Origin of the sequence: Acidaminococcus hominis (assembly GCF_900291475.1) — a bacterium.
Lineage (GTDB): Bacteria > Bacillota > Negativicutes > Acidaminococcales > Acidaminococcaceae > Acidaminococcus > Acidaminococcus hominis.
The window spans coordinates 412,874-425,686 of the sequence record NZ_OLMM01000005.1 but is presented as its reverse complement, the minus strand read 5'-3'; the positions used below and the strand labels follow the sequence as shown (position 1 = coordinate 425,686).

Annotated in this window: 10 protein-coding genes; 2 read left to right on the top strand and 8 right to left on the bottom strand. The window is 54.8% G+C overall.

Annotated elements, in window-relative coordinates; genetic code table 11:
- Positions 1-16 precede the first annotated feature (16 nt).
- The 4 genes from C7E10_RS08405 to gatC all read right to left on the bottom strand — a co-directional run bounded on the left by C7E10_RS08405 (position 17) and on the right by gatC (position 4,930).
- Entirely contained in the window at positions 17-1,348 is a 1,332-nt protein-coding gene (locus C7E10_RS08405; protein WP_231086331.1) for an SGNH/GDSL hydrolase family protein, read from the bottom strand.
- A gap of 365 nt (positions 1,349-1,713) precedes the next feature.
- Positions 1,714-3,162, bottom strand: a complete 1,449-nt coding sequence (gatB, locus tag C7E10_RS08400) for an Asp-tRNA(Asn)/Glu-tRNA(Gln) amidotransferase subunit GatB (protein WP_105326864.1) — start codon at positions 3,160-3,162, stop codon at positions 1,714-1,716.
- On the bottom strand, positions 3,162-4,628 hold the full coding sequence (gatA, locus tag C7E10_RS08395) for an Asp-tRNA(Asn)/Glu-tRNA(Gln) amidotransferase subunit GatA (RefSeq protein ID WP_105326863.1): 1,467 nt from the start codon (positions 4,626-4,628) through the stop codon (positions 3,162-3,164). Before gatA ends, gatB begins: the two co-directional genes overlap by 1 nt.
- 14 nt (positions 4,629-4,642) lie before the next feature.
- The gene (gene gatC / locus C7E10_RS08390) at positions 4,643-4,930 is read right to left on the bottom strand and encodes an Asp-tRNA(Asn)/Glu-tRNA(Gln) amidotransferase subunit GatC (protein ID WP_105326862.1); all 288 of its coding nucleotides are present in this window, start codon (positions 4,928-4,930) and stop codon (positions 4,643-4,645) included.
- Between the two features lie 224 nt (positions 4,931-5,154).
- Between gatC and C7E10_RS08385 the strand changes: the two genes are divergently transcribed.
- Positions 5,155-6,291: a trans-sulfuration enzyme family protein gene (locus tag C7E10_RS08385; protein WP_105326861.1), complete on the top strand. Its 1,137-nt coding sequence runs from the start codon at positions 5,155-5,157 to the stop codon at positions 6,289-6,291.
- A gap of 115 nt (positions 6,292-6,406) precedes the next feature.
- Complete coding sequence (locus C7E10_RS08380; RefSeq protein WP_105327423.1) at positions 6,407-6,697, top strand: GNAT family N-acetyltransferase; 291 nt, start codon at positions 6,407-6,409, stop codon at positions 6,695-6,697.
- A gap of 63 nt (positions 6,698-6,760) precedes the next feature.
- Here the strand turns inward: C7E10_RS08380 and glyS are convergent, their stop codons facing one another.
- The 4 genes from glyS to C7E10_RS08360 form a co-directional block, all read right to left on the bottom strand.
- Entirely contained in the window at positions 6,761-8,821 is a 2,061-nt protein-coding gene (gene glyS, locus C7E10_RS08375) for a glycine--tRNA ligase subunit beta (protein WP_105326860.1), read from the bottom strand.
- Positions 8,821-9,699, bottom strand: coding sequence for a glycine--tRNA ligase subunit alpha (glyQ, locus tag C7E10_RS08370; RefSeq protein WP_105326859.1), 879 nt, complete (start codon positions 9,697-9,699; stop codon positions 8,821-8,823). The genes glyS and glyQ overlap by 1 nt, the downstream gene beginning before the upstream one ends.
- Positions 9,700-9,895: 196 nt before the next feature.
- A complete protein-coding gene (locus C7E10_RS08365; protein ID WP_105326858.1) occupies positions 9,896-10,660 on the bottom strand; it encodes a glycosyltransferase family 2 protein in 765 nt (254 codons plus the stop codon).
- A 16-nt stretch (positions 10,661-10,676) separates the two neighbouring features.
- On the bottom strand, positions 10,677-12,704 hold the full coding sequence (locus C7E10_RS08360; protein WP_105326857.1) for an LTA synthase family protein: 2,028 nt from the start codon (positions 12,702-12,704) through the stop codon (positions 10,677-10,679).
- Positions 12,705-12,813 lie beyond the last annotated feature (109 nt).

Below are 12,813 nucleotides of genomic sequence, written 5' to 3'. Positions count from 1 at the left end.
TCCTTTCCCCCTTAGCTCATGATAACGGTTTGAATTCTCCGATATGCTGGTTGATGACCCGGCCCATGATTTTTTTCATGTTCCAGTCCCCATGGATGCCGTCCAGGGCCAAATTGGTGGGAAGCTCGTCCCCCATTGCCTCAAAGGGCGCCGCCACATCAATATGGGGCTGGGTACGGATAAACCGGTTTACTTCAGCAAAGGCAGCCTGCCAGTTTTCGTCCGTAGGTTCATCAAAAGCCTTTTGAATGTTGGCCGGATTGATGGGCGGAAGGGTCAGCAGGATGGGCATAATTCCCCGTTCCCGGGCCTTCTGCTGCAGGGTTTTCAGGTCTGCAATCACGTCTTCTGCGGGCACCCCAGCCCGAAGGCTGTTGCTGCCGCCCATAATCAGCAGATACTGGATATGAAAGGGCGTCACGTCCTGATCAAACCGGTCCACCATCATTTCACTGGTATCCCCGCTTTGGGACAGGTTGATTACCGGGAAATTCAGATAGTGCCCATAGCTGTAGGCGTAGTCCACGGGACTAAAGGACAGGTGCCCGCCCCCGTGGGAAATGCTGTCCCCGTAAATTCCCGCCACCCATTTCTTATCCGGGTTGTTGGTAATCTTCTGGGGTTCACTCCAAATCCCTACCGGCCGGCCGTTCTTATCCATGCCCCGGACCCGCCAGTAGAATTCCCCAATCCGGGGCTCTGCATCATACAGGTCCGTCAGCACCGTTTCTTCTGCATAGACCCGGTAGCGGGAAGTCAGGTAGCCCTCGGGATTTTCCGGATACCGGTCCGTCACTTCCACTTCGTATTTTTCTGCCCCCGGGTTGCCCGTATAGGCATATACCGGGTACAGCAGCACCGTAGCATTGCCCTTGGTGGCACTGGGCCGGGGCAGAGGAGCATCCCGGTCCACCTTCCGCCAGCTCTGGGTCAGGCTTTGGGGCTGAGAGTAGGGGGTAATGGGGTTGCCGTCCAGGTCAAAGGCCCGGACCCGCCACAAAAGGGGAATGTTCTGCTTCCGCTCCTGGGCAAATTGCTGCTCCGGCAAAAGCAGGTTGCTGGTAAACACCTGCTCATTCCGGTACACCGCCTGGGGTGCCGGCTTTTGGGGATCCGGGGAAGTTTTGTCCGCCGGGAAAATTTCCACTTCGTAGCGGACCGCGTTCAGGTTCTGAGGCCATTGGATCATGCCCAGTTCCTGCTGAACCGGTTCTTCCTCTGAGGAAAGGGCCGCAGCCGGGCTGCTTTTCAGCCGCTGGGCGGTAAACGTCCCCAGCAGCAGGGCGGGCAGCAAAAACATCATCAATACTTTTCCCAGTAAGGGTCTGGGGGCCCGTTGGTGCAGCATATTCAGCACTCCTTTCTGCGGCCAAGCAGCCGGACAAGCAATGGCAATAACTGCCATAGGGTTTGCAGGTTTTGGTTCTTTCTTGTCATCATACTACCTTGTTTGTTCAAAAATGTAAAATACCTATCTATCATTTACTTCTATGCCAAAAGCGAATAGTTTGTGAACTGCCCTGCCCACCCCAAGCGCCTGACGCCAAAATTTTCCACAAAAAAAGTCCGAAGTCCAGCCCGCAGGCATCCCTTCGCTTATATTCCCCGCCGGCGGCACCTAGGCACCGCCCTGCGGCAAATTCTAAGCAAAGTATCCCTACAGGCTTAGACTTCAGACTTTCCGCACTGCCTGGCAAGCCAGGTCAGTTTTTCTTATTCCCCTTTGATGGTTTTGATGATCAGCTGGTTGACCATGCCCGGGTTGGCTTTCCCACGGGATTTCTTCATGATCTGGCCTACCAGGAAGCCAATGGCCTTATCCTTGCCGGCCTTGAAGTCGGCAACGGACTGCGGGTTGGCTGCAATCACTTCATCCACCATGGCTTGGATGGCACCAGCATCGCTGACTTGTTCCAGGCCCAGTTCCTTCACCAGTACGGAAGGAGCTTTATCACTCTTGAGCATTTCTGCAAAGACCTTCTTGGCCAGCTTGCTGGACAGAACGCCTTTTTTGATCAGGTTGACCATTTCGCCCAAATGCTTGGCAGAAATGGGGAACTCGCTGATGGTGCAGTTGTTGGCATTCAGGTAGGCGGAAACGTCACCCAGCATCCAGTTGGCTACACCTTTTACGTCTTCCACGCCTTCAATGGCAGCATCGAAGTACTCGGCCATTTTCTTGTCGGCTACCAACAGTTCTGCATCGTATTCCTGCAAACCTTTTTCCTTGATCAGCCGTTCCTTCCGGGCATCCGGCAGTTCCGGCAGGGCTTTTCTGGCCCGTTCGATCCAGGCATCATCAATGATGATGGGAGCCAGGTCCGGTTCCGGGAAGTAGCGGTAATCGTGGGCTTCTTCCTTGGAACGCATGGAGAAGGTCATGCCTTGGGCATCGTCCCAGGTACGGGTTTCCTGTACCACATGGCCGCCGTCTTCCAGGATTTCCTTCTGGCGTTCTACTTCGTATTCAATGGCTCTTTCCAGGGCTTTGAAGGAGTTCAGGTTCTTGATTTCTGCACGGGTGCCGAATTTCTTGGCGCCTACAGGCATAATGGAAATGTTGGCATCGCAGCGCATGCTGCCTTCCTGCATTTTCCCATCGCAGACTTCGGTGTACTGCAAATAGGAACGCAGTTTTTCCATATAGGCCCGGGCTTCAGCGGCACTGCGCATATCCGGTTCGGATACGATTTCAATCAGGGGTACGCCGGCACGGTTGTAGTCCACGGCGGAGAAATCGGAAGTGCTGATGGAGGCACCGGAGTGCACCAGTTTGCCGGCATCTTCTTCCATATGGATCCGGGTAATGCCAATGCGTTTGGTTTCCCCATCCACGTTGATGTCCACATGGCCGTTCAGGCAGATGGGCTGATAGAATTGGGAAATCTGGTAGGCTTTGGCCAAATCCGGATAGAAGTAGTTCTTTCTGTCGAATTTGCTGTAGTGTTGGATGTCGCAGTTCACGGCCAGGCCAAAACGCAGGGCAAATTCCACCATTTGTTTATTGATTACGGGCAGGGCACCGGGCATGCCCAGGCAAACCGGGCACACATGGGTGTTGGGGGCGCCGCCGAATTCCGTAGAGCAGGAGCAGAAAGCCTTGGTTTTGGTTTTCAGTTCTGCATGGACTTCCAAACCGATTACGGTAATATATTCTGTCATTATTTCTTACCTCCCAGGGACGCCACAGATTTATGGAAATCCGTAGCCTGTTCAAAGGTGTAAGCAGCCCGCAGCAGGGTTTCCTCATCCAGGGCCTTGCCGATCAGCTGCGCACCTACCGGCATCCCATCCACAAAGCCGCAGGGAATGGAAATACCGGGCAGGCCGGCCATATTCACCGGGATGGTGGTTACGTCCAGCATGTAGACCGTCAGGGGATCCATTTTCCCATCCAGAGGATAAGCAACCACAGGGGAAGTGGGAGTCATCAGTACATCGCATTGCTTGAAGGCTTCGTCAAAGTCCCGGCGGATCAGGGTCCGTACCTGCATGGCCTTGTTGTAGTAGGCATCATAGTAACCGGAGCTGAGTACGTAGGTGCCCAGCATAATGCGGCGGCGTACTTCCTGGCCGAAGCCTTCGGTACGGCTCTTGCGCATCATTTCCGGAGCGGATTCCGCTTGGGCATCCCGGAAACCATACCGTACGCCGTCGTAACGGCCCAGGTTGGCGGAAGCTTCAGCCGGAGCAATGATGTAATAGGTAATTACGGCATATTCCGTATGGGGCAGGGACACTTCAATGACCTTGGCACCCAGTTCTTCGTATTTCTTGGCAGCCAGGCGGATCTGTTCAGCAACCTTGGGATCCGTGCCCTGACCGAAATATTCCTTGGGCAGACCAATGGTCAGACCCTTTACATCCTGCCGCAGAGCCTTGGTGAAATCAGGCACCGGGGCGTTGTAGGAGGTGGAATCGTGGGCATCTACCCCGCAGATGGTGTTCAGTACCAGGGCAGCGTCGGTGACGTCCCGGGTAATGGGTCCAATCTGGTCCAGGGAAGAAGCAAAAGCTACACAGCCATAACGGGAAACCCGGCCATAGGTGGGTTTAATCCCTACGCAGCCGTTGAAGGAAGCGGGCTGACGGATGGAACCGCCGGTATCACTGCCCAGGCTCCAAATGGCTTCGCCGGCTGCAATGGCAGCAGCGCTGCCGCCGGAAGAACCGCCCGGTACCCGGGACAGATCCCAGGGATTGTGGGTAATTTGGAAATGGGAAGTTTCCGTGGTAGAGCCCATGGCAAATTCGTCCATGTTGGTCTTGCCCAGGAAAATGGTTTCGTCCTGTCTCAGTTTTTCGATGACATGGGCATCGTAAACAGGAATAAAGTTTTCCAGCATCTTGGAAGCGCAGGTGGTGCGCAGGCCTTTGGTGCTGATATTGTCTTTGATGGCGCCGGGCACCCCAGCCAAAGGCCGAAGGGTTTCTCCCGCTGCAATTTTGGCATCCACCTTGGCAGCCTGTGCCAGGGCGTTTTCCTTATCCAAAGTCAGGTAAGCCTTGACCTGATCTTCCACTGCGTCAATCCGGTCATAAACGGCTTTGGTCAGCTCAACGGAGCTGATTTCTTTTTTCACCAGCTTCTCATGAAGCTCGTGTGCTGTTTCGTTATATAAAGCCACTGTTCTGCCTCCTCTTATTCGATGACCCGAGGAACCTTAAAACCGCCCTCGTATTCTTCCGGAGCATTCTCCATTGCCTCTTCATGACTTACGCCGTGCTGGGGCACGTCTTCCCGCAGCACATTGCTGATGGGGAGTACGTAGGGAGAAGGTTCAATTCCTTCGGTATCCACTTTCTTTAAGATTTCAGCATAATTCAAGATTTGGTTAAACTGCTCTACAAACTTGTCCATTTCGTCCGCCGGTACATTCAGCCGGGACAGATTTGCGATATGCTTTACATCACTTACTGTTACGCTCATTTCTTCACCGCCTATCGAAATCTTTTAAAATCATTTGTACCCAAAGATTATATCACAGCCGCCGGGATTAGAAAACCACTTTACCCCTGCCAGCCCCATTCTATAAGGGTCCGTTCCACCTTGACAAACCTACAGGAAAACAGTAATGTATAGGCATCGTTAAAAGTATATTAATTAACTATGTATTGTCTTCACCCCAGGTGAATTCTAAGGAGGAAACTGCCATGAAATTTAACACTGCCTGTATCCACGGGGACGGCCCCAACGATGCACTGGGAGCCGTATCCCCGGCCATCTACTGTACTTCTACCTTTGCCCATCCGGGACTGGGCAAGTCCACGGGCTATGCCTACACCCGGGAATCCAACCCCACCCACGAACGCCTGGAAAAAGTAATGACTACCCTGGAAGGCGGCGTGGATGCCCTGTGCTTTTCCACCGGCATGGCCGCCATTGACGCCGTAATGCGCCTGTTTGGAACCGGGGACCACATCATCACCGGCTTTGACCTGTACGGCGGTTCCTTCCGGATGTTCCGTTCCGTGTACGAACCCCTGGGCCTTTCCTTCTCCGCCGTCCACACCAGCGATCTGAAAGCGGTGGAAGCAGCCATTACCCCGGCTACCAAAGCCATTTACCTGGAAACCCCCACCAATCCCACCATGGAAATTACGGACCTTAAAGCCCTTCACGAACTGGCAGCGGCCCACAACCTTCTGGTGATTGTAGACAATACGTTCCTGACCCCCTACTTCCAGCGTCCCCTGGAACTGGGCGCCGATATTGTGCTCCACAGCGGCACCAAATATCTGGCTGGCCACAACGACATCCTGGCCGGCTTCGTTATCAGCAAGGACCCGGAAATTGCTGCCCGGCTGCGCCTGATCTACAAGACCACCGGCGCCATGCTCAGCGTGTTTGACGCCTGGCTGATGCTCCGCAGCCTGCGCACCCTGCCCCTGCGCATGAAGCAGCACGAAAACAATGCCCAGCACCTGGCCAAGTGGCTGCAGGAGCAGCCCCAGATTGTCAAGGTGCTGTACCCCGGCCTGCCGGACCATCCGGGCTATGCAATCCAGAAAAAGCAGGCTTCTGGCTTCGGCGGCATGATTTCCTTCTACGTAAAAACCGCAGAAGCCGCCAAAACGGTTCTGGAAAGCGTAAAACTGATCCAGTTTGCAGAAAGCCTGGGAGGCGCAGAAAGCCTGATTACCTATCCCATTACCCAGACCCATGCGGACCTGACCCCGGAAGAAGCGGAAGAAAAGGGCATTACCCATACCCTGCTGCGTTTCTCCGTAGGCCTGGAAGACTGGGAAGATCTGCGGGATGATCTGGCCCAAGTCCTGGCAAAACTGTAACAAATTGAATTACTTTTCTCTTGAAAAAGCGGACAGCGAAAAAATGCCCGCTTTTTTTGCCATTCTGTACTATACTAGAGCTATGAACTACTGTCAGCACAAGGAGGAAGATACTATGGCAGCTATTGAAATCATTCAGGAACTCACCCATAAACGGGCCGCAGCCTACGACGGGGACAAGGTGATTGGCACCTGTACCTTTGTACCGGAAGGAAAGGTCTGGACCCTGGACCATACCATCGTGGATCCCAATTACGGCGGCCAGGGCATCGCCGGCCAGCTGGTCTACAGCGTGGCAGAAATGGCCCGGCAGCAGCAGGCCAAAATCATTCCCCAATGCTCCTATGCAGCCGGGGTTTTCAAACGCAAAAAAGAATACGAAGACGTATTGTACAAGGAAGAATAGGAAAAGGGACTGTGCCGCGGCACAGTCCCTTTTCCTATAGGCGGAGCTGGGCTCCGCCGTTTTTTATTTCATGATCAGCTGGCTCAGGTCCGCCGTTTGGTTTACCTGACGCTTTACTTCCTGCATCAGGGCCAGACGGTTGTTTTTCACCGCTTCGTCCTTGTCCATAACCATTACTGCATCAAAGAAGGCATTCACCGGAGCCGCCAGCACATCGTTGGCTTCCAGTACCTTCTTAAAGGCACAGGCCGCTTCCAGGGGCACCGTAGTCACTTCCACTTTTTGCAGCACTTCCCACAGGGCTTTTTCCGCAGGATCCTGGAACAGGGCAGCATCCACCCCATTTTCCACTTCGTGGTTCTTGCTGATATTTTCTACCCGGGTAAAAGCCTGGATGCTGTCCGCAGCCTGGGGCATTTCCAGGTAAGCAGTCAGGTCGTCAGCCTGCACAAATACATTGGCCAGATCATCGCCGACCGGCACTGCCAGCACTGCATCTACCACATCGTAGCGCAGGCCCTTGTCTAACAGCATATTCTTGGCTCTTTGGGCAAAGAAGTCTTTTACGCTGTCGATGAGTTTGGCCAGATTTTCCACTTCCACCGGCAGGTTCTTCAGAGTAACTTCCAAAATCTTACCCAGGGGGAAGTGTACATTGCCGTCGGAAAGGATGTTCAGGATACCCAGAGCCTGACGCCGCAGGGCATAGGGATCCTGGGAGCCGGTGGGCGCCATGCCCCGGCTGAAGGTAGCCATAATGTTGTCCAATTTATCGGCAATGGCCAGAATGCGGCCTTCGTTGCTTTGGGGCAGTTCATCGCCGGCAAACCGGGGCATATATTGTTCCCCAATGGCTTGGGCCACAGCTTGGCCTTCCCCATCTAACAGGGCATATTCCCGGCCCATGGTACCTTGGAGTTCCGTAAACTCGGTTACCATGCCGGTAACCAGGTCGGCCTTGCACAGGGCAGCGGCCCGGTCCAGGGCAGCGCCGTCAGCGGGCAGATTGGTGGTTTGAAGCAGGGCAGCGCACAGTTTGCGCAGCCGTTCGGTCTTGTCGTACATATTACCCAAACCATGCTGGAAGGCCACCGTATGCAGGGAAGCCCGGTGCTGTTCCAGAGTTTTCTTTCTGTCCCCTTCAAAGAAGAAGACCGCATCGTCCAGCCGAGCCCGCAGCACCCGTTCGTTGCCGTGGGTTACAATATCCAGATGTTCAGCGCCGCCGTTGCGGACGGTGATGAATTTGGGCATCAGCTTGCCGGCCGCATCAAACATGGGGAAGTATCTCTGATGATCCCGCATGGGGGTGATGATGGCTTCCTTGGGCAGCTTCAGATAACGGTCGTCAATATGGCCGCACAGCGCCGTGGGGTATTCCACCAGGTAGAGCACTTCTTCCAGCAGGTCCGGAGAAATCGCTGCTTTGCCGCCTTCCTTGGCAGCCAGCTCCTCAATCTGCTTTTTGATCATAGCCCGTCTCTTGTCCGGATCCACAATAATGAAATTGTCTTCCAGGGTCTTTTCATAGGCGGAAGCCGTAGGAATGGTAATCAAATGGTTGCTGAGAAAACGATGGCCCCGCACCTGGTTCCCGCTTTTTACATCGTTGGCTTCCACCGGGATTACCTGGTCGTCCAGAAGGGCGCACAGCCAGCGGAAGGGACGGACAAAGCCAAAGTCGTAGTCAGCCCAACGCATGGTTTTGGGGAAGTTCAGAGAATGCAGAATATCGTCCAAAATGCCGGGCAGCAGATCCACGGTCTTTTGGCCGGCCAAATGTTTCACGGCATATACGTAGCCGTCCCGCTGCACCAGGTCCGCCACGTCCACGCCCTGGCCCCGGGCAAAGCCCTGGGCGGCCCGGGTGGGTTTGCCCTCTGCGTCAAAAGCAATCTTCAGGGCCGGGCCCTTGCTTTCCGTGGTCATATCCTGCTGCTGGTCTGCCACTTCGCTGGCCAGGAAGGCCATGCGCCGGGGAGTACCGTAGACTTTCAGGGAGCCAAAGGGAATCCGGGCTTCCTGGAGTTTTTTGCCGGCCAATTCGCCGTATTCTTTCAGAATGCCGGGCATGTATTGGGCCGGCATTTCTTCCGTTCCGATTTCATATAACAAGTTCGCCATTATTTTTTACCTCTTTTCAGCAGGGGGAATCCCAGATTTGCCCGTTGTTCCACATAAGCCGCAGCACACAGTCTGGCCAGGGCCCGTACCCGGGAAATGTAGTTGGTCCGTTCACTGACGCTGATGGCGCCCCGGGAATCCAGAAGGTTGAAGGTGTGGGAGCATTTCAGCACGTAGTCGTAGGCCGGACGGATGTTGCCGGTAAGGATAATCCGTTTGGCTTCCTTTTCGTACTTGTCGAACAGGTCAAACAGCAGGTCGATATCGGCCAGTTCGAAACTGTAGCGGGACTGTTCCACTTCGTTGGTGTGGAACACATCTCCATAGGTTACATTATCCACCCAGTTGATGTCGTAGACGTTTTCCACGCCCTGGATGTACATGGCCAGCCGTTCCAGGCCGTACGTGATTTCTACAGCCACCGGTTTGATGTCCAGGCTGCCCACTTGCTGGAAGTAGGTGAATTGGGTGATTTCCATGCCGTCCAGCCATACTTCCCAGCCCATGCCCCAGGCACCCAGGGTAGGAGATTCCCAGTTGTCTTCTACAAAGCGGATATCGTGTTCTTCCGGGTGAATGCCCAGTTCCCGCAGGCTTTCCAGGTACAGTTCCTGGATATTGGACGGGGAGGGTTTCATAATGACCTGGAACTGATGGTGCTGGAACAGCCGGTTGGGGTTGTCCCCGTAGCGGCCGTCAGCCGGGCGGCGGGACGGTTCTACGTAGCAAACGTTCCAAGGTTCAGGTCCCAGTACCCGTAAAAAAGTCGAAGGGTTCATGGTGCCGGCGCCCTTTTCAATATCATAGGGCTGGGCCATAATGCATTTCTGCTTGCCCCAGTAGGCCTGGAGCGTCAAAATGATGGTTTGAAAATTCATGTTTTCTCCTCCTATACAAAAACTCCCGTCTCTGTAATATAGACAGGATTATCTACATTACAGGGACGGGAGTACACTTCCGCGGTTCCACCCTGCTTGCTGCACTGCGCAGCCTCTCTTGTAAAACGGGCGCTCTGGGATGCCATCCCCTTCATTGCGCGTTACGTGGCAACTATAACAAATCCCGGGGCAGTTGTCAAGACTTCTCCTTTTTCTTCAGGCTCCCCCGCTCCACCAGCTTCATGTATTTCATGGCCGTATAGATGCCGTGCTGGAGGGTGGCGATAAAGCCCATGCTGCCTTCCAGGATGCCCCCTTCCAGCAGGTATACCTTGAACATCCCTCCCAGGGCATGGCGGGCGGCCTGGGCAGCGGTGGCCCGGCGGCCCTGCTCAAAAGCGTCCCGGGCCCAAATGGTGGTGTAGTGTCCAGCCTTATCCCACCACTGCTGGAAGGAATCGTAGGTAAAATGCCGCAGGCTTTCCGTCAGCGCCGTCAGCGGCAGGGGACACACCGGCCGCTCATGCACCTTGTGTTCCCACCGGACCTGTCCGGCAGGAAACAGCCGGGTAACCCGGTCGGGGCCAAAGGCGCCCCGATGAAATTCGTGGCCAAAGGCAATGTTGATTCGCTCCAGGGAATACTGGTGGTCCAGCGGCCCTGCCTTAATGGCCTTGATTTTTTCCACAGCTGCTGCCGTAAGCCGTTCATCGGCATCCAGATACAGCACCCAGTCGCAGCTTACCCCTGTCAGGGCAAAATTCCGCTGGGCCGCAAAGTCCTGGTCCCAGGCCCGATAAATTACCTGGGCCCCCAGTTTTTCCGCCAGCGCCACGGTTTCATCGCTGCTGCCGGAGTCCACAATCAGTACCTGGTCCGCCACCAGTTTGGCCGAGCGGATGACGCCCCGGATATTTTTTGCTTCGTTGCAGGTGAGTATCACTGCGGTCAATGTTCCCATGACAAAATCTCCTTCTTTAGCTCCGGAACACTTCCGGATGCCGTACCAGATAACCGGTCAAGTTCATATAGGCTGCCCGCTCCTTGGTATAGGGCGGCTCCCCTTCTTCCAGGGCGCTGGGATCAAGGCCCGGCCCCAGAGGCTGATAAAAATGGTGGGAATAACTGCCAAAAGCGTCCCTGCGCAGCCAGTGGTAGGGAGATACCACGTGGTCCACCGGTTCCAGAAGGGACGGGCAGAGCGAATAATAGGTAAAGCCCTTGGGGGCAATCAGTTCAAAAATGGTGGGAGCAATGTTCATATGTCCCCCGATGGTATTATCTGCCAAACTGTGGGCGTTGAGCTCCCGATGGTTAAACAGCAGCACCGGACTGTGCCGCTCCCGGAGATTGCAGTCCCGGCCCATCAGGGAGGTTTTGCTGAGCACCGGGCTCATATCGATGGAATGGTCCCCGGTCAGGATAAACAGGCAGTCCGGGTACGCTTCCTGCATGGTGCGGATGAACTTGCCCACTGCCTGGTCGGAGAACCAGAAGGTACCCAGGTTCTTTTGGATTTCCTTGTTTTTCCGAATATCTTCCGGGGCGTCCGGCATCACCTGTTCCGGATCATAGCCGTATTTGGCCAGCGGAATCTTAAAGGGCCCGTGATAGCTGGTGGTATAGAGGAAATGGAACTGGTAAGGGCCGCTGGTTTCTTCCTGCTGGAGGATTAATTCCGCCGCCTTTTCCAGGAATACATTGTCGTACACCCCCACCCAGGTTTTGGGAGCCTCCGGACCGCAGAAGTCCGTAGCCGTCATCACCTGGTCAAAGCCGCAGGCCGGGGCAAACCGGTTGAAATTGCCGTAGGTCACGTTGCCCCCATACCAATAGGTGGAATGGTAGCCCAGCTTTTTTAGCTGTCGGGGCAGGGCCGTGGGCAGGTCATTTTGCCAGAAGCTTTCCTTTTCGTTCAGTTCCAGGCCTGCATCAAAAATGCCGCTCATCAGGCTCACGATAGAAGGCCGGGAAATAATGCCGGCGGACAGGGCGCTGGTCAGGGCCGCCGTATGGGGATTATCCATCAGCTGCCGGCCGCCGCTGACCAGATTCAGGCAGGCAAACTGGGGATCAAACAGCTGCTGCAAATAGGTTTCCCCTACAAACAGGAATATATGGGTGGGCTTGGTAATCCGGGGTCCCTGGGCCGTCCGGGGAAAGCCATAAGCCGGTTCCGGCAGCTCCCTTAGGGGCTTTTGGGTGGTCACAAAGGGTTCCAGGGAAGACAGGTCTTCCTCGTCCGTATGCTCGTAGGCGGGGTTCAGCTTGTGCTTCAGGACCTGCTCCAGTGCCACCAGGTCGTCCACCGTAGCCTTGGCAAAAAAGATGTCTTTTTTTACCACACTGGGAATGGTATCCCACTCGGGCTTGTCATCGTGCCAAAAAGTGCCCCCGTAGCGGAACCAGTAAAAGGCGGCAATGCAGCCCAGGAACACCAGGGTATTAAAGCCGTACCGGAGTACTGGATTTGGGATTTCCGGATAGGGCAGGCTGGGCAGGTGCAGCAGCCCGGTAATGCACAGGCCGCACAGAGCCAGATAGGGCAAAAGCAGCAGGAGAAGCTGCAAGCCATGGTCCTGATGGAAAAAAATATCCACCAGGTTATGTTTTTCCGCTTTGGCGCCCAGCTTCAGCGTCTGGTTGTAGATGTCGTGGAAATGCTTATAGAACAGCATCTTTCCTGTAAAGGCCAGGTACAGCACCAGACTGTAGATTAGGCCCCCTAATAGCCGCAGGCTGTCCCCCCAGGCCGCGTAGGCCGGGAAAAAGGCGCCGGGCAGGGACAGCAGCACCAGGGGAATTAGAAAAACATAGGCGTTAAAATCCATTCCCCACCAAAAACCGTAGCGGAAGCAGTGCCAAAGCACCGGTCCCTTTCCGGCCAGACTTTTGTAGGGTTGGTACGCCCGGATAAACAGGGCACGGAACACCGCGCACAAAATTGGAAAGAACAAAAACAGTTTCACATCCTGCTGCAGCAGGTGAAAAAATACACTAAACACAGTAACCTCCTTTGGGCAGCTGGCTTTCCAGTTCCCTGTTGTATTGTACACGATTTCCCGCCTTCCGTCACGCTGGAACCTTGGCACAACGACTGATAAACTGCCGGAA